Genomic DNA, 17,170 nt, shown 5'->3' with positions numbered 1-17,170 from the left:
GGGACGTGCATGATCACGCCGGAGCGCGGCCGGGAGATCCTCGCGATGCCGCGGGGTGACCGCTGATGCCGTACCGGCCCGTCCCCCGGCCGACCCGCGAGGAGGCCGCGGCCGACGCGATCGTCCGCGAGTGCGAGGCCCGCGGGCACGCCTTCCCCCAGAAGGCGCCGCGCGTGGACGAGACCTCCATCGACCCCGCGGGCCGTACCGTCGACATCACGCGGACACCGTGCCCCGGATGCGGAACGGTCAGGTCGACCACCCGGCCCGTGCCCCGACCGGGCACGACCCTCGTCGCCGCCGTCGGGATCTTCGAGCGGCCCTCGCCCGGCGACGTCCCAGGCGTCGCCGAACGGGCGGCGCGGATCACCGACGAGGAACCGGCCGACGCCGCCGAGCGGGCCGGCCTCGGCCGGTCCGTGCCGGCGGGCTTCGCGCCCGACCGGCGCGGCACCGCGCGGCCCGAGACCCTCACGTTCTCCGTCGGCGTCCCGGCCCGCCAGTTCTACCTGCTGGACCAGCACGCCGGGGTGGACGCCATCGTCCCCGTCCCGGCCGACGCCGAGGGCGCGGGCGCGGACGGCAGGCCGACGCCGTTCCCGGCGCGGCGGTGCTCTGGACGGCCCGGCGCGCCGCGGCGGTCCCGGTCACCGTGGTCATCGCGCCGAACGACCCCGGTGCCGAGCTCGACGGCTACGACGATGTCGTGGAGCTGGCCTACCGGGCGCACACCGGGCACGTCCGGATCGAGGAGCTCGGTGGCGCGACATGGCCTGCCGCCGCTGCACGCCGGTTACGGCCCCTACCGGCTGCGCCACCACCTGCGGACACCAGCGGACACCGGCGAAGGTGAAGCGTGCCTGCTCCAGATCTGGCCGGAGGTGTACCGGCGGCCCTCGGTGCTCAAGGGGCGTCCGGCGGGCTAGGGGGGCCGCCGACGTGCTCGGCGAAGAAGGCGAAGACGCGCTCCCAAGCGTCGGCGGCGTTCTCCCGGCCCTTCCCGATACCGAGTGCGACCCGGGCGACCGGGCCGAGCGGCCCGGGGACGGTGGCGTCGGTGAGGAAGCTGTGCCCCGTCCCCGGGTACTCCTTCACGTCGTGCGGGACGTCCGCGACGGTGAGGGCCCGTTCGAGCCTGGCCGCCGCGCCGCGCAGGGTGCGGTCGGCGCCGCCGTAGCTCGCGACGACCGGACACGCCCCGGCGAGGGCGTCCTCCGGGTGGCGCGGCAGGATGCCGTAGTTGACCGCGGCGGCCTGGAAGCCGTACCGGGCCGCGGCGACGAGCGCGAACCCGCCGCCCATGCAGAACCCGGCGACGCCGACGGCGCCGGTGCAATCGTCCCGTCCGGCCAGCCATGACCGGGCGGCCTCGATGCCGTCGTAGATGGGGCCGCGCTGGCTCCGCATGTCCGTCATCGCCTTGCGGACGCAGCGCACCCAGGGCGCGCCGTCGTAGAAGTCGGGCAGGACGGCGAGGTAGCCGCGGGACGCGAAGCGGTCGGCCTGGGCCCGCATGTCCGCGACGGCACCGAATGCCTCGAACAGGATCACGACGGCGGGCCAGGGTCCCGTCCCTTCGGGGACGGCGAGGTAACCGGGCAGCTCCCGCGGTCCGGCGGGGATGGTGATGTCGGGCATGGTCCCCCACCCTGGCGCATTCGGCGCCGCGGGCACAGGCCCAAGCGCTCCGGGACGATCGGTCAACGTGCTGCACGCCCGCCCCGGGCGAGCGGGACCAACGGCGCCGACGTCCCGGTGGACGGCGTCCAGGACCACCCGAGCGCCCACCGCTTCTTCCCCTAAAGTGACGACTGGCAGTTTTGTCTACTTAGTCACAAAAATGGGCTAATTATCCCATGGTGCCGCAATTGTCAATGCGGGATACGGTCGCGTGGCCGTGGCAGCGCCCCGGCGCAGAAGGAGAAACCAGAACGGAGAGTCCGTGCAGCGAACGCGCCACCCACGCAGCCTCCCCCGCAGGACGGCGGCCTTCTCGGCGGCCCTCGTAGCGGCGTCCACGCTGCTCAGCCCGATGGCGTCGGCGGGCGAGCGGCCCTCGTCCCGGCCGCGGAGTTCGGCGCAGAAGCCGGCCGGGAACGACAAGAGCTTCGCCGTCTACATCGGCAAGAACCTCACGAAGAACAAGCGCCCGTTCATGGGCGGGTTCGGGCACGAGCCGTCCAGCCACTGGATCGACATCGTGCCCCGGCAGAGCCACCCCGAGGGCGCCACCATCGAGGTCGGCGCGACCGGCGAGGCGGACATGGCGGGCAAGCTCACCAAGATCCCGCAGGCCCGCGAGACGGCCCGGTACATCACCTCGAACTACTCGGAGTTCGTCGGCTTCCCCGCCCCGCTGACCAACGGCGGGCTCAACGAGTACGGCGTCGCCGCCCGGGACGTGTGGTCGGACTCGCGGCCCGAGCTGGTGGAGTCGACCAGGACGCCGCAGACCGGTCCGACCTACAGCGACCTGTCCCGCATCGCGATGGAGCGCGCGCACAGCGCCCGCGAGGCGGTGCAGATCGTCGGCGACCTGATCAACAAGTACGGGTACACCGACTACGGCGGCAACTCGCACATGTTCGCCGACAAGAACGAGGGCTGGGTCCTGATCCAGCTCTCCGGCGGCAAGGGGCTGTGGGCCGCCGAGCGGCTCGGTCCCGACGACGTCCGGGTGTCCTACCCCGGCTACATCAACGACTTCCCGACCACCGGGAAGGACGATGCCGACCACATGGGCTCGCCCAACCTGCTGAGCGTCGCCGAGGAGCGCGGCTGGTGGAAGAAGGGGCAGCCGTTCGACCTCCAGAAGGTCTACGGCACTCCGTTCCCCGGCAAGCCGGTGGCGGTCGGCGCCAAGGTCGACCCCGCGGACCCGGCGCCGTACCGGAACCCGCCGTCGTTGGAGGCCGAGTTCCGCAGGCTCGCCCCGGTGCGGCTGGAGGACGTGATGCGGATCGTCCGCGACCCGCGCTGGTCCGACGACCGCTCCGGGTACGGGCACGTGGCCGAGCTCGGCTCCGGCGGCGGCAACGGCGAGATGGGGACGCTGTGGACCGCGGTCACCGCGTCGGTCACCGCGCCCTACATCCCGTTCCACGTCGGCGACCAGGAGGTCCCGCCGGAGTACCGGCAGCACCGCTACCTCACGCACAACGGGTCGTCGAAGTACCTGGAGCCGCAGTTCGCCGAGCAGGAGGCCACCGAGTACGCGACGCAGACGTTCAAGCGGCTGATGTACGCGACCTGCTCCCGCCGCGACGGCTACCTCGCCACCGTGACCCGGGCCCTGGAGGGCTACGAGGCCACGCTGATCGACGACCTGCCCGGCGTGGAGCGGCAGGCCCGCGAGGCCTACGACTCGGGTGACCCCGCCCGGGCCCGCGAGGTGCTCACCCGGGCCAGCACGAAGTGGGCCTCCAACGGCCTCAAGCTCGGCGACCACCTGCTGGCCGAGCGGCTGGAGGACCTCAAGGCGGACGGCGGGATCCGCACGCCGGAGGTCGACAAGCCCGCCGGCACCACCGCCAACACCCAGAGCCTGGACATGTCGCTGCGCGGCCCGGTCTCCTCGCACGACCGGATGAACTGCGACCAGGGCGGCGGCTGGGCCGAGGGCGGCACGCTCGCCCGCAAGGGCCACTACGGCGACCCGGACGACGTCCCGGACTACGAGAACGCCGCCGCCGGCACCAGCGGCTGGTGGTTCGCCCTCACCGGCCTGGCCGGCCTGATCGCCGGCGGGGCCGTCGTCCTGCTGGCCCGCCGCCGCAAGGCCTGACCGGACACCTCCGCAGGGCGGCGGCGGCCGGGCCCGGTCCCGAAGACCGGGCCCGGCCGCCGCGCGGACCGGCGCCCGGCGGGCCGCCCCTACGGGCAGACGCGGCCGTTGGCCTCGAAGGCGGCGTGGGTGAGCGGCATCAGCGCCGCCCACTGCTCCTCCATCTGCTCGGCGACCATCTCGATCTCGCGCTGCGGGAACGAGGGGAACGTGGAGTCCTCGCGCTTGGTGCGCAGGGACAGGAAGTTCATCAGGGCGCGCGCGTTGCAGGTGGCGTACATCGAGGAGTACAGCCCGACCGGCAGCACCGTGCGCGCCACCTCGCGGGCGACCCCGGCCTCCAGCATCTCGGTGTAGGCGCGGTAGGACTGCCGGTAGCTGTCCTTGGCCGCCTCGGTGACGATCTTGTGCTGCTCGGGCGTGCCGTCCACGAAGACGTACTTGCCGGGCCGGCCCTCCTGGACCAGCTTGCGCTCGGGCCCCGGCACGTAGAACACCGGCTCGAGGCGGCGGTAGCGCCCGCTCTCCTCGTTGTAGGAGAACGTGCGGTGCCGCATGAACTCGCGGAACACGAAGATCGGCGCCTTCACGTAGAAGGTCATCGACGAGTGCTCGAAGGGCGTACCGTGCCGGTCCCGCATCAGGAAGTTGATGAGGCCCTTGGACCGCGCGGGGTCCGCGTCGGCCTCCGCGAGCGAGTTCTCGCCCTTGGTCGACACCCGTGCCGCCCACAGCACGTCGGCGTCGGACGCCGCGGACTTGATCAGCTCCACCGTCACGTCACCGCGGAACTCGATATCGACCGCTTCCTCGCCTGCCATGGGGCCTCCTCACATCGTTCTCTTCGCCGCCTCCGCAACTGTAGTAGCGGCCACCAGCGGCGACGACGCGGCGGGACGGTCAGGTGGACCACAGGGGTGCTCAGGCCAGCGCGTCGATGTCGCGCAGGATCTCGCCCTGCCCGGCGGCGTCGAGTGAGGAGGCGGTGACCGCGTTGCGGGCGAGGGCGGCCAGCTCGGCGCGGCCGAGCCCGAACGTCCCGGCGGCAATCCGGTACTCGTTGGTCAGGGTGGTGTCGAACATCGGCGGGTCGTCGCTGTTGAGGGTGACGAACAGCCCCTCCTCCAGCATCCGGGGCAGCGGGTGCGAGGCGAGGTCGGGCACCTGGCCGGTGCACACGTTGGACGTGGGGCACACCTCCAGGGGGATCTGCTCCTCCCGCAGGCGGCCGACCAGCCGGGGGTCGACCAGGCAGTTGGTGCCGTGCCCGATGCGCTCGGCGCCGAGCTCGTCCAGCGCCTCCCAGATCGTCTCCGGGCCGGTCATCTCACCGGCGTGCGGGAGGCTGCGCAGCCCGGCGGCGCGGGCCGCGCGGAACGCGTCGCGGATGGCGGCCACGTGCGGCGCGCGGGCCTGCTCGATACCGCCGATCCCGAAGCCGACCAGCGCCTCGGGCGGGTGCGCCAGCGCCTGGTCGAGGGTGCCGCCGACCGCGTCCGCGCCGAGGTCGCCGGGGATGTCGAAGATGTAGGCGACGCGGATGCCGTACCGCTCGCGGGCCTGCCGCGCGGCCGTGTCGAGGGCCTCGGTGATCGCGGCGGGCGGCATCCCGACCAGCCGGTGGGCGTAGGGGGTGACGGTGATCTCGACGTAGCGGGCGTTCTGCGCCGCCAGGTCGCGGGCGGTGCCGAGCACCAGCCCGGCGACGTCCTCGGGCTCGCGGACCAGGCCGTTGACGGCCAGGTAGACCTCGGCGAAGTGGGGGAAGTCGCGGAACTCGAAGAAGCGCCGCAGCTCCCGCTCGTCGGTCGGGACGGAGCCGCCGGGGCGGCGGCGGGCGAGCTCCAGCACGGTCGGCACCGAGGCCGAGCCGACCAGGTGGACGTGGAGCTCGACCTTCGGGAGGGCGTCGATGAACGCGTCGAGAGGCGTGGTTTCGATGGGCACGCGGCGAAGCTAACAGCCGGTCCCGCGTCCGTGACAGGTGAACGGCCCGAACCTGACGCAAGAATGTCAATATAGGGGGATGCGTGCCTCCCGCCTGATCTCTCTGGTGCTGCTGCTGCAATCACGCGAGACGATGACCGCCGCCGAGCTCGCCGCCGAGCTCGAGGTCTCCGAGCGGACGATCTACCGCGACGTGGAGGCGCTGTCGGCGGCGGGCGTTCCGGTCTACGCCGACCAGGGGCGCAACGGCGGCTACCGGCTCGTCGGCGGGTACCGGACGCGGCTGACCGGGCTCAGCCGCGAGGAGGCCGAGGCGCTGTTCCTGTCCGGGCTGCCCGGGCCGGCCGGCGACATGGGCCTCGCCGACCTGGTGGCGGCGGCCGGGCTGAAGGTCCTCGCCGCGCTGCCGGCGTCCCTGCGGGACGCGCCCGCCCGCGCCGAGCAGCGCTTCCACCTCGACGCGCCCGGCTGGTTCGGCGACGCCGAGCCGCCGCCGCTGCTGCGCGACCTGGCCCGCGCGGTGTGGGACGACCAGGCCGTGGAGCTGCGGTACCGCAAGAACCGCGAGGTCTCCCGCACCGCCGAGCCGTACGGCCTGGTCCTCAAGAGCGGCGTCTGGTACCTGGTCGCGCGCGCCGGCGGCGAGGCCCGCACCTACCGGGTCGACCGGGTGCTCTCCGTCCGGCCCACCGGCGAGCGGTTCGAACGCGACGACGCCTTCGACCTCCCGGCGTACTGGCGCGGCCAGGCGGCGGCGTTCCCCCGGTCGCTGCTGCGCGAGGAGGTCGCCGTGCGGCTCAGCCCGGCCGGGATGCGCGGCCTCCGGTACGCCGTCGAGCCGTACGCGGCCGAGCGGGCCGCCGCGGCGGCCGGGGAGCCCGACGAGCACGGGTGGGTGGCCACCGCGCTGCCCGTGGAGTCCCCCGAGGTCGCCTTCACCCAGCTCCTCCGGCTCGGCCCGGAGGCCGAGGTCGTCGGCCCGTCCGAGCTGCGCGCCCGGATGGCCGAGGCGGCGGAACGCCTCGCCGCGCTCTACCGGTAGCCGGTGGTGTCGGCGGGCTTGCCCGCGCCCATCACCTCGACGAGGTTGCGCCAGCAGTCGAGCCTGCTGCCGTCGGCGTCATCGAACCCGTAGACCTGGGCCAGGCCGCCGCTCGACAGCGACGCGCCGTTCCAGCGGGCGCGGCGATCGGGCCGTTCCACCGCTGCCGGGCCGGTCGCGCGGGCTGTGGTCGGGGTGCGGGCCGTGGTCGGTGCGGGCATGGTCGGTTCTGGGTCCATGCGCTCGATGCTGGCAGCAAAACCCGACAGAGAGCGTCACCCTTTTCCGGGTGGTTCCGGACGGCCGTTGCCCCGTTCCACACAAAGGGGGGAGTGCCGTGAGCACTCCCCCCCTTGCTGGGATAACGGCGGGTACACCCGCATTACGCGGAAACGTGGCCCAAGTGCCGATGCGGTGAGTCTGCCGCAACCACCGGGCCCATGACAGGGCCCTGGGACCTCATTTCAGATGGCCGTAATAGTGGCCGAGCCGGGTTCGATCACGGCTTCCGGCACAGCCGCAGCACGTTGCCGACGAGCCGGAGCCCGGCCCCGCCGGACGCGGTGAGGATCGACTCGGGGTGGAACTGCACGGCCCAGCGCCGCCGCGCCGGGTCCTCGACGGCCATCACCACGTCCCCGGTCAGCGCGGTGACCTGGAAGCCCTTCACCCGGTCCGGGGTGGCGTGCAGCGAGTGGTAGCGGGCCGCGGTGAACTCGTCGGGCATCCCCGCGAACAGGGTGCCGCCGGACACCTTCACCCGGCCGGGCTTGCCGTGCGAGGGCTCGGGCAGCAGCGCCAGCTCGCCGCCCGCGTGCTCGACCAGCGCCTGGAGTCCGAGGCAGACGCCGAACACCGGCAGGCCGCGCCCGTCCAGCGCGTCCAGCAGGGCCGCCGTGGCGAAGTCGTCCGGACGCCCCGGGCCGGGCGACAGCACCACCAGGTCGGGGGCGTGCTCGTCGAGCATCCGCACCGGGAACCCGTGCCGCAGCGTGACCACGTCGGCGCCGTGCTGCCGGAAGTAGTCGGCCAGGGTGTTGACGAACGAGTCCTCGTGGTCGACCAGCAGCACCTTCATCCCGTCGCCGGCCGGCGGGGCCTCCGGCGCCGCCTCCGCCACCGGGGCGGGCGGGGCGCCGCGCCCGGCAGCGGCCTCCGCCTCCACCTCGGCCTGGGCCGCGGCCAGCGCCCCGAGCAGCGCGCTCGCCTTCAGGTGGGTCTCCCGCTCCTCCTCCTCGGGGTCGGAGTCGTACAGCAGCGTCGCCCCGGCGCGGACGGTGGCGATCCCGTCGCGGATCTGCGCGGTGCGCAGCGTGAGGCCGGTGTTCATCGACCCGTCGAACCCGATGCCGCCGACCGCCCCGCCGTACCAGCGGCGCGGCTCCTCCTCGTGGTCCTCGATGAACTGCATCGCCCAGGCCTTGGGGGCGCCGGTGACGGTGACGGCCCACATGTGGGTGAGGAAGGCGTCCAGGGCGTCGAACCCGGGCCGCAGCCGGCCCTCGATGTGGTCGACGGTGTGGATCAGCCGGGAGTACAGCTCGATCTGCCTGCGGCCGAGCACCTTCACGCTGCCCGGCACGCAGACCCGCGACTTGTCGTTGCGGTCGACGTCGGTGCACATGGTCAGCTCGGACTCGTCCTTGGCCGAGGCCAGGATGGTGCGGATCTGCTCGGCGTCCTCCATCGCGTCGCCGCCGCGCCGGATCGTCCCGGCGATCGGGCAGGTCTCCACCCGGTCGCCGCCCACCCGGACGAACATCTCCGGGGACGCCCCGACCAGGTACTCCCCCTCGCCGAGGTTGAACAGGAACTCGTACGGCGCCGGGTTGGTCTCGCGGAGCCGCTCGAAGAACACCGCCGGCGAGTCGCACCGCCCGTACATCGCGTGCCCCGGCGTCACCTCGAACAGGTCGCCGCGGACGAACTTGTCCTTGGCCTCGCGCACCATCTGCGCGTACACGCCCGGCACCGGCTGCGCCGGCGTCTCGGCCGCGACCGGCACCGGAGTGGGCTCGGTGGCGCGCGGCAGCCCCGCGGTGGCCGCGCCGCCGACCTCGAAGTCGTAGGACATCCGGTGCGAGGTCTCGCGCTTGCGGTCGACGACGACCATCTCGTCGGGCAGGTGCAGCACCAGGTCGCGCTGCCCCTCCGGCCGCTCCAGCCGCGTCCGGAGCGGCTCGAACTGGAGCGACAGGTCGTATCCGAACGCGCCGTACAGGCCGAGGTGCGGGTCGTCGCAGCCGAACAGGGCCACGATGCCGCGCAGCGCGGTGAAGACGGTCGGCCGGCGGCTGCGCTCCTCCTCGGGAAAGAACCCGTCGGCGGGCGGGACGAACACCTCGATCAGGTCCGGCCCGTCGGCGCGGGTCTCGCCCGCCTCGCGCAGCGCCGGGGCGAGCGCGGGCAGCAGCACCCGGCCGCGCTCGTTGAGGGCGCGCGCGGAGATGGTCCGGCCGCGCGCGACGACTTCCACGCAGGGGTCGACGTAGGCCATGTGCCAGCGGCTGTAGCGGCCGGGATACTCCATCCCCGAGCTGAGCACCCCGCCGCGGCGCCGCCCCACCGAGGCGACGAGGGCGTTGAGCGCGCCGGACTTGCGCTCGGAGTCGACCGGTGTCGCGGTACGGGTGACCCGTACGCCTCCGGCGGTGACGAACTCGCTGGTCAGCGAGGTATGTGAGACGGACTCCACCGCGGTGGCCCCTTGTGGTCGGGCCCTCTCACCGGACGGAGACGCGAAGACGACCGCCGGGAGGGGGCGATCGCCTGGTGTCGGACATGCACGAACCGGCGCCGCCTCAGCGGCGCCACCACCACGCGTGGGTCCCGGTTCGCATGGGGCGAGACTACCGGCTCGCGCGGGCCGGGGCGACTCGCGGCACGGGCAGCTCGCCGTGTCGCGCTCCGGGGTTCTCAAAGCCCGGACGGCTTGCGATGATGGGGCGCAAGGACCTGCTTACTGCACGGGAGCGTCCGGATGACCGGTAAGAACACCCAGTTCGAGCTGCGCGGCGTCAACCACCTGGCGCTGGTCTGCCGCGACATGCGGCGGACGGTGGACTTCTACCAGGGCGTGCTCGGCATGCCGCTGATCAAGACCATCGAGCTGCCGATGGGCTGGGGCCAGCACTTCTTCTTCGACTGCGGCGGCGGGAACGCCCTGGCCTTCTTCTGGTTCCCCGACGCCCCCGAGGCGGTGCCCGGGGTGTCCGCGCCGAAGGGCCTGCCCGACCGGGGCGAGCTGCTCTCGGCCGCCGGCTCGATGAACCACATCGCCTTCGACGTCCCGCCCGAGCGGATCGAGGAGTACCGCGACCGGCTGATCGCCAAGGGCGTCGACGTCGGCACGCTGCTCAACCACGACGACAGCGAGTTCGGCGTCGCCGAGGACGTGCACGACGGCGTGTTCGTGCGGTCCATCTACTTCAAGGACCCCGACGGGATCCTGGTGGAGTTCGCGGCGTGGACCCGCGAGCTGAACCTGCCCTCTGACGTCCGGCACGACCCGAAGACGGCCGCCGAACGTACCGTCTGACCTGGGCTTTCACCGGCCGGATCGATCCCGCCAAGTCGTGCCGCGTCCGAGATCGGCCCGTGACCGGGCGAGGGGTAGGCTCGCGCAGCCTCACACCCCCCTGGCACGGGCCGGCCCCGCTCGCGGACGGGCCTCGTGCCGACGCGCGACGAGGAGGACCCTTGGCCTCGCAGGACCCGTCGAAGCAGCCCCCGCCGGAGCCCCCGCCCGAGTCCCCGCCCGAGTCCTCCGGGGCCCCGCCCGAGCCCCGGCGCTCCGACGGCAGCCCGTGGAACTGGCTCCTGGTCGTTCCCGTGGTGGTGCCGCTGCTGACCCTGCTGTTCAACTCCGAGAAGCCCCGGCTGGCCGGCTTCCCGGCCTTCTACTGGCTCCAGTTCGCCTTCATCCCGCTCGGCGTGGCCTGCACGGTGCTGGTCTACCGGATGACCAGGAAGCGGGGCTGAGCCGGTGAGCACCGATCACCTGACCGAAATGATCGTCTTCGGGGTGCTGTTCCTGCTGGTCAGCGGGATGGGGTTCGTGGCCGCGCGATGGCGGCGGCCCACCACCATGGACAGCCTGGACGAGTGGGGCCTCGGGGGGCGCAGCTTCGGGAGCTGGGTCACCTGGTTCCTCATCGGCGGCGACCTCTACACCGCCTACACCTTCGTCGCCGTCCCGGCGCTGGTGTTCGGCGCGGGCGCCGCGGGGTTCTACGCCGTCCCGTACACGATCGTGGTCTACCCGCTGGTGTTCCTCGTGCTGATCCGGCTCTGGTCGGTCTCGCACGTGCACGGGTTCGTCACCCCGGCCGACTTCGTCCGGGCCCGGTTCGGCTCGCCGACGCTGGCGCTGGTCATCGCGATCACCGGCATCGTCGCGACGATGCCCTACATCGCGCTGCAACTGGTCGGCATCGAGGCGGTGCTGAAGGCGATGGGGGTGAACGGGCACCTGCCGATCATCATCGCGTTCGCCGTCCTGGCCGCCTACACCTACCAGTCGGGCCTGCGGGCGCCCGCGCTGATCGCGTTCGCCAAGGACGGGCTGATCTACCTGGTCATCATCGTCGCGGTGCTGTACATCCCCGGCAAGGTCGGCGGGTGGGGGCACGTCTTCGACGCGGCGCAGGCCAAGTTCGACAAGACCCCGGCCCCGTCCGACGGGATCCTGCTGGACGGCTCCAACCAGCTCAACTACGCGATGCTCGCGCTCGGCTCGGCGCTGGCGCTGTTCCTGTACCCGCACAGCATCACCGGCGTGCTGGCCGGCAAGAACCGCGACGTGATCAAGCGGAACATGGCGGCGCTGCCCGCCTACAGCTTCGTGCTCGGCCTGATCGCGCTGCTCGGCTTCATGGCCATCGCGGCCGGCGTCAAGCCGGTCAGCACCGACGGCAAGCCCGACACCAACACCGTGGTGCCGCTGCTGTTCGACCACATGTTCCCGAGCTGGTTCGCGGGCGTGGCGTACGCGGCGATCGGGATCGGCGCGCTGGTGCCGGCGGCGATCATGTCGATCGCGGCGGCCAACCTGTTCACCCGCAACATCTACAAGGAGTACATCCGGCCAGACGCCACCGAGAAGCAGGAGGCCACGGTCAGCAAGCTGGTCTCGCTGGTGGTCAAGGTCGGCGCGGTCGCCTGCATCCTGCTGCTGGACCCCGAGTTCTCCATCGACCTCCAGCTGATCGGCGGGGTGATCATCCTCCAGACGCTGCCGGCGGTGGCACTCGGCCTGATCACCCGCTGGTTCCACCGCGGCGCCCTGGTCGCGGGCTGGGCCGCGGGCATGCTGGCCGGGCTGTGGATGCTGTACGAGATCCCGAACCCGGCCAAGCACAAGGTGCACTTCGGCGGCTCCGCCTACCGGCTCAGCGAGCTGGGGCTGGACACCACGATGACGGTGTACGTCGGCATGCTCGCCCTCGCGGTCAACCTCGTGGTGGCCGTCGCGGTCACCGTGGCGCTGCGGCTGGCCAGGGTCGCCGACGGCGTCGACGCCACCAGGGCGGCCGACTACCTCGCCGACGAGAACGACCCGAAGGTCAAGGACCTGGACCTCGCTGGCTCCACCTGAGCCTCCGGCACACCCCCGAACGGCCCGGCCGCCCTCTTCCCCTCCCGGCGGACGGGCCGTTCGGCGTCCCGGCGGCCACCTCCCGGCGTAGCGGCAAGAGTCGGTAAAATCACTCTCCGTGACATCTTGGTCGCCGTGCGTGCGGGCATCACGTGGGGAGGCGGGGAGGCCGCCGCCTCGCAGCGCCACGGAACTCTGGGGGAATCGGTGCGCACGAAGACCATCGTCCGCGCGGGACTCGCGTCCGGCACCGTCCTGGCGGGCGTCCTGCTGGCGGGCCCGCCGGCGCTCGCCGACGATCTCGACGTCTCACCCTCGCGGGTGCCGCCCAACGGCAGCGTCACCGTGTCGGGGGGCTGCCAGGCCGAGGACCGCTACGTCAGCATCTCCGGAGGCGCGCAGGGCAAGGGCGTGGTCAACGACGGCTGGTTCAGCGTCCAGGCGAGCGTGGTGCGGTCCGAGCCCGGCCGGTACACGGTGACGGCCAAGTGCATCACGTCCGACTACGCGCAGGACGGGAGGTTCACCGTGCGCGGCACCCGGCACGGGGCCGTCCCGCACGGCGGGGCGATGACGGGCGGCGGCGGGACGCAGGGGCCGGACCTGCCGTGGACCCCGGTGGGCCTGGCGCTCGCCGCGGGCGCCGCCTGCGTCGGCGGGACGGCGCTGATCCGCTCCCGGGCCCGTGGGCGAGTCTAACCGCGGATACCTGCTGGCGGCCGGGCTGGCCGTGCTCGGCGCACTGGCGATGGGCCAGGGGATGCGGAGCCCCGACCCCGGCCCCCGGTACCGCGACCTCGGCGGCCCGAGCGCACTGTGGACCGTCCCGGACGGCGACGCGCTGCCGCCCTCGCCGCCGATGCGGATCCGGATCCCCGACATCGGCCTGGACGCCGCAACGATGAACCTCGGCCAGAACGACGACGGCACAGTGCAGGTGCCGCCGTTCGCCAGGGCCGGGCTCGCCGGCTGGTACGAGCGCGGCCCGGCGCCCGGCGCGCGGGGCTCGTCGGTGCTGCTCGGGCACTACGACGACCGGGAGGGCCCAGCGGTCTTCTACCGGCTGCGCGAGCTGAAGCCGGGCGCCACGGTGCGGGTCACCCGCCGGGACCGGCGCACGGCGGTGTTCCGGGTGGACGCGGCCGAGCGCGTCCGCAAGCGGGAGTTCCCGCGCGGCCGGGTGTACGGCGAGGTGCGCTACGCCGGACTCCGGCTGGTGACCTGCGGCGGCGCCTACGACCGGGACGAGCGCTCCTACCGCGACAACGTGATCGTCTACGCGCACCTGATCGGTGGGCGCTGAGCCTCTCCCCGCCGTCAGGACCGGCCGTAGGAGTCCTCCAGCCGCTCGATGTCGTCCTCGTCGAAGTGCCCGAACGCGATCTCCATCACCCGCACCGGCGGGCCGTCGGAGCTGAGCCGGTGCGTGTCGCCGGCGCGGATCAGCACCCGCTCGCCCACCTCCGGCAGGATGCGCCGGCCGGCCACCTCGAACACCGCGCCGGGGTCGAGCGCCACCCACAGCTCGTCGCGGTCGCGGTGCCGCTGGAGACTGAGCCGCTGGCCCGGCCGGACGTGGATCAGCTTCACCGTGGACGGCTCGTTCAGCGTGAAGCGCTCGAAGCTCCCCCACGGCCGTCGCTCGGTCTCGACGGCGGGCTCGGGCCGCCGGTCGCCGGCGGGCTGCGGGGCGCCGGCTGCCCGCCGGTCGCCGGCGGGTTCGGGCCGCAGGTCGGTCTGCACGTTCACCTCGGGTCTCGTCATTCTCGGAACAGCTCATGGACGCGGTCGGGAGCGGCCGCGGCGGGCAGCCCGCCGAGAACCAGGTCGGCCAGGGCGTCGACCACTTCCGCGCGGGGCACCTCGTCGGCGTGGTCCAGCCACCAGTCCCCGGCGGTCTGCACCATGCCGACGATGGCGTGGCCCCACACGTAGGCGCGGGTCCGGTCGGCCGCGCCGGCCTCGGCGGCCATCACCTCGGCCAGCTCCCGGCTCACCCCGCCGATCATGGTGCTCATCGCACCGTGCGTGGCCGCGTCCTCGGCGCTCGCGCGGTGCATGAGGAACCGGTAGAGGTGCAGGTTCGCCGAGATCGTGGCCAGGTAGGTGTCGATCGTCGAGCGGGTGCGCGCGCGGATCGAGCCGGCCCGGGAGAACTCGGCCCGGATCCCCTCGATCAGCTTGCGCGTGTGCCGCTCGGCCAGCGCCTGGTACAGGCCGCTCTTGTCGCCGAAGTGGCGGTAGAGGATCGGCTTGCTGATCCCCGCCTCGGCGGCGATGGCGGCCATCGACGCCTCCGGGCCCTCCCGCTGGATCACCCGGTCGGCGGCCTCCAGCAGCGCGCGGCGCCGACCGGGGTCGCGCCGCGGCGCCGCCGTCTGCGTGCTCGTCCCGCCGTTCATGATCCGCTCACCGTACGCGGGGCGGGGCCGGGTGCGCGGAGTCGGGGGGCCGTGGCCGGTCGAGGGTGGCTCGCATAGCCGAACGCTATCCGGGGTGTTACCCGGTGACAACACCGGCGACCGGGGCGCGACACGCGCCACGCAGAGTTACCGATTCCTTGCTCTCCGGATACGAACAGTTCAGAATTCAACTCGTTCACCCCATCCCCTGCCGAAAACACGAGGTGAGTCCCATGTCCGGGGAACCGGCGAGCGTCCGCGTCCTGCAACGGATCGAGCTGTGCGACACCGACGTCACCGGCCACTATCACCACTCGACGGTCATCCGCTGGGTCGAGTCGGCCGAGCAGACGCTGCTGCACCGGGTCGGCCTCGACCACCTGCCGGTGATGCCGCGGGTGCAGTACACGGCCGGCTACCACCGGCGGCTGTGGCGGCACGAGGTGGTCGAGACCCGCCTCCTCGTCGAGGCCGTCGGCCGGACGTCCATGCGCTACCGCTTCGAGGTCGCCGCGGGCAGCACCGAGGCGGTGCGGGGCGTCCTGACCGTGGTGAACGTCGATCCCGGCAACGGCGACGCCCGCCCGTGGAACGACCACGAGCGCAAGCTGCTGCTGGAGTCGGGCGCGCAGGACGGCGACTTCCTCCGTCCCGGGCTGCCGCCGGTCCCGCGCGATCCGAGTACCGTCCCGATGGCGCGGCCGTCCCGCGACTCCTGGGGCCTCGGCTACGGCTGAGCGCCGGCCCTCCCCGGGCCCGGGGCCCGGCGGACCGTCACTTCGGTCCGCCGGGGCCCGCCGGGCCCGCCCCCCGGATCGAAGGAGAGCAGCCTTGGCACCACAGCCGGCAGCAGGCACGGGAACCGAGCCCGGCGGCGTTCTGCGCAAGAGTCTGGGCCGCTTCGATCTGGTGTTCCTGACCATCAGCGCGGTGATCGGTATCGACACCATCGCGCAGATCGCCGGTACCGGCGGTGCGCAGGCGTTCACCTGGTCCGTCGTGATCGCGATCGGGTTCCTCTTCCCCTACGCGCTGGTGATGGCCGAACTCGGCAGCACCTTCCGCGACGAGGGCGGCCCCTACGTGTGGGTGCGCCTGGCGTTCGGGAGGTTCCCCGCCGCGGTGTCCACCCTCTTCTACTGGATCACCAACCCGATCTGGCTCGGCGGCTCACTGGCGTTCATCTCGGCGACCACCTGGAGCACCTACCTCCACCCGCTCGCCGAGGGGAGCGCCGGCGACTACATCTTCAAGATCGTGTTCATCTGGCTCGCCATCGCGGCCGCCGTCGTCGGGCTCCAGTACGGCAAGTGGGTCGTCAACGTCGGCGCCGTCGTCAAGATCGCGCTCGTCCTGGTCTTCGTCGTCACCGTCGCGGTCTACGCGGTCAAGAGCGGGGTCCACGGTCACGCCGCCGGTGACTTCACTCCCACCACGGCCGGGTTCCTGGGCGTCGTCCCGGTGCTGCTGTTCGCGCTCGTGGGCTTCGAAGCGCCGAGCGGCGCCGCGGAGGAGATGCGCAACCCCGAGCGTGATGTGCCGGCCGCGATCGCCTCCTCCGGCTCGGTCGCCGTGGCCTGCTACCTGGTTCCGATCTTCGCGATCCTCGCCGTGGTCCCGGCCGGCGAGATCTCCGGAGCCGGCGGCTTCCTCGACGCCGTCACGACTGTGTTCAGCGTCTACGGCCCGGCGGCCCCGACCCTGCTGCGGATCGCGGCCGGGGTGTTCATCCTCGTGGTGCTGACACAGGGCAGCGCCTGGATGATCGCCTCCGACCGCGTCCAGGCGGTCGCCGGGGCCGACGGCGCCTTCCCCCGGTGGTTCGGCGTCTTCCACCCCCGCCTGGGCACACCCCTGCGCGTGAACCTGCTGTCCGGGGTCGTGGCGACCGTGTTCACCGTCGCGGCGACCGCTCTGGTCGAAGGTGACTCGGCGGCGGTCTTCCAGGTCGTGCTGTCCATCGCCGTCACCACCCTGCTGCTCAGCTATCTGCTGATCTTTCCCACCGCCATCCGGCTCCGCGCACGCCACGCCGGCATCGAGCGCCCTTACCGCGTCCCGGGTGGCCGCGCCGGCCTCTGGGCCTGCACCGTGCTGATCTACCTGTGGGTCCTGCTCGGCTCGTGGGCCGCCGTGTTCCCCGGAACCATCGAGCGCGCCCTCGGCGTCCCCTACGACTTCGAGGAGACCTGGAGCGTCGACCGCCCAACCTTCGAGATCTTCACACTGGGAACCCTGGCAGCGATCACCGTCATCGCCGCAGCCGGCTACCTGTGGGCCCGCCGCCATGACCAGAGCCCGCAGACGGCCCCGACACCCGTGCTCGAATGAGCCACCCCTGATGACCGGCAGGCCCCGAGGCCCGGGTCGACCGATTCCAGGCGGGCCTGTCGGTGATC

The 17,170-nt window shown here is 72.8% G+C and carries 17 protein-coding genes; 10 read left to right on the top strand and 7 right to left on the bottom strand.

Annotated features, from left to right (window positions below; all coding sequences use genetic code 11):
• Positions 1-65 precede the first annotated feature (65 nt).
• On the top strand, positions 66-926 hold the full coding sequence (locus QP090_RS30135) for a hypothetical protein (protein WP_285942896.1): 861 nt from the start codon (positions 66-68) through the stop codon (positions 924-926).
• On the opposite strand, the gene QP090_RS30130 is transcribed toward QP090_RS30135, so the two are convergent.
• On the bottom strand, positions 904-1,638 hold the full coding sequence (locus QP090_RS30130) for a dienelactone hydrolase family protein (protein ID WP_285942895.1): 735 nt from the start codon (positions 1,636-1,638) through the stop codon (positions 904-906). The genes QP090_RS30135 and QP090_RS30130 overlap by 23 nt on opposite strands.
• Before the next feature lie 304 nt (positions 1,639-1,942).
• Here QP090_RS30130 and QP090_RS30125 point away from each other — a divergent pair, with 304 nt between their 5' ends.
• Complete coding sequence (locus QP090_RS30125; RefSeq protein ID WP_285942894.1) at positions 1,943-3,784, top strand: C69 family dipeptidase; 1,842 nt, start codon at positions 1,943-1,945, stop codon at positions 3,782-3,784.
• 89 nt (positions 3,785-3,873) lie between these two features.
• Here QP090_RS30125 and thyX read toward each other — a convergent pair whose 3' ends face one another.
• Together thyX and add are read right to left on the bottom strand one after the other, a co-directional pair.
• Positions 3,874-4,605, bottom strand: a complete 732-nt coding sequence (gene thyX, locus QP090_RS30120) for an FAD-dependent thymidylate synthase (RefSeq protein WP_285942893.1) — start codon at positions 4,603-4,605, stop codon at positions 3,874-3,876.
• Between the two features lie 100 nt (positions 4,606-4,705).
• Complete coding sequence (gene add / locus QP090_RS30115) at positions 4,706-5,731, bottom strand: adenosine deaminase (RefSeq protein WP_285942892.1); 1,026 nt, start codon at positions 5,729-5,731, stop codon at positions 4,706-4,708.
• 79 nt (positions 5,732-5,810) lie between these two features.
• On the opposite strand from add, the gene QP090_RS30110 reads away from it, so the two are divergent.
• Entirely contained in the window at positions 5,811-6,773 is a 963-nt protein-coding gene (locus QP090_RS30110) for a helix-turn-helix transcriptional regulator (protein WP_285942891.1), read from the top strand.
• Here QP090_RS30110 and QP090_RS30105 read toward each other — a convergent pair.
• Together QP090_RS30105 and QP090_RS30100 are read right to left on the bottom strand one after the other, a co-directional pair.
• A complete protein-coding gene (locus QP090_RS30105) occupies positions 6,764-7,012 on the bottom strand; it encodes a hypothetical protein (RefSeq protein ID WP_432763091.1) in 249 nt (82 codons plus the stop codon). The two genes, QP090_RS30110 and QP090_RS30105, sit on opposite strands and share 10 nt — an antisense overlap.
• 260 nt (positions 7,013-7,272) lie before the next feature.
• Positions 7,273-9,468, bottom strand: a complete 2,196-nt coding sequence (locus tag QP090_RS30100) for an anthranilate synthase component I (RefSeq protein WP_285942890.1) — start codon at positions 9,466-9,468, stop codon at positions 7,273-7,275.
• Positions 9,469-9,753: 285 nt separating this feature from the next.
• Here QP090_RS30100 and QP090_RS30095 point away from each other — a divergent pair, with 285 nt between their 5' ends.
• From QP090_RS30095 to QP090_RS30075, 5 genes are all read left to right on the top strand, one after another.
• Positions 9,754-10,311, top strand: coding sequence for a VOC family protein (locus QP090_RS30095; RefSeq protein WP_285942889.1), 558 nt, complete (start codon positions 9,754-9,756; stop codon positions 10,309-10,311).
• Between the two features lie 161 nt (positions 10,312-10,472).
• Positions 10,473-10,754 carry a DUF3311 domain-containing protein gene (locus tag QP090_RS30090; RefSeq protein WP_285942888.1) on the top strand — a complete coding sequence of 94 codons (282 nt, stop codon included), beginning with the start codon at positions 10,473-10,475 and terminating at the stop codon, positions 10,752-10,754.
• Between the two features lie 4 nt (positions 10,755-10,758).
• Positions 10,759-12,369: a monocarboxylate uptake permease MctP gene (gene mctP / locus QP090_RS30085; RefSeq protein WP_285942887.1), complete on the top strand. Its 1,611-nt coding sequence runs from the start codon at positions 10,759-10,761 to the stop codon at positions 12,367-12,369.
• Positions 12,370-12,576: 207 nt separating this feature from the next.
• Positions 12,577-13,068, top strand: a complete 492-nt coding sequence (locus tag QP090_RS30080; protein WP_285942886.1) for a hypothetical protein — start codon at positions 12,577-12,579, stop codon at positions 13,066-13,068.
• Positions 13,055-13,672 (top strand): class F sortase, encoded by a 618-nt coding sequence (locus tag QP090_RS30075; protein WP_285942885.1) that lies wholly within the window; start codon positions 13,055-13,057, stop codon positions 13,670-13,672. Before QP090_RS30080 ends, QP090_RS30075 begins: the two co-directional genes overlap by 14 nt.
• A gap of 14 nt (positions 13,673-13,686) precedes the next feature.
• Here QP090_RS30075 and QP090_RS30070 read toward each other — a convergent pair whose 3' ends face one another.
• Together QP090_RS30070 and QP090_RS30065 are read right to left on the bottom strand one after the other, a co-directional pair.
• Positions 13,687-14,133, bottom strand: a complete 447-nt coding sequence (locus tag QP090_RS30070; RefSeq protein WP_285942884.1) for a phosphomannose isomerase type II C-terminal cupin domain — start codon at positions 14,131-14,133, stop codon at positions 13,687-13,689.
• A complete protein-coding gene (locus tag QP090_RS30065; protein ID WP_285942883.1) occupies positions 14,130-14,771 on the bottom strand; it encodes a TetR family transcriptional regulator in 642 nt (213 codons plus the stop codon). Before QP090_RS30065 ends, QP090_RS30070 begins: the two co-directional genes overlap by 4 nt.
• Before the next feature lie 233 nt (positions 14,772-15,004).
• On the opposite strand from QP090_RS30065, the gene QP090_RS30060 reads away from it, so the two are divergent.
• Together QP090_RS30060 and QP090_RS30055 are read left to right on the top strand one after the other, a co-directional pair.
• A complete protein-coding gene (locus QP090_RS30060; RefSeq protein ID WP_285942882.1) occupies positions 15,005-15,508 on the top strand; it encodes an acyl-CoA thioesterase in 504 nt (167 codons plus the stop codon).
• A 94-nt stretch (positions 15,509-15,602) separates the two neighbouring features.
• Complete coding sequence (locus tag QP090_RS30055; RefSeq protein ID WP_285942881.1) at positions 15,603-17,102, top strand: APC family permease; 1,500 nt, start codon at positions 15,603-15,605, stop codon at positions 17,100-17,102.
• Positions 17,103-17,170 lie beyond the last annotated feature (68 nt).

It is taken from the genome of Actinomadura xylanilytica, from assembly GCF_030283145.1.
In the GTDB taxonomy this organism is placed as follows: Bacteria; Actinomycetota; Actinomycetes; order Streptosporangiales; family Streptosporangiaceae; genus Spirillospora; species Spirillospora xylanilytica.
This window is presented reverse-complemented; position numbering and strand designations above follow the sequence as displayed.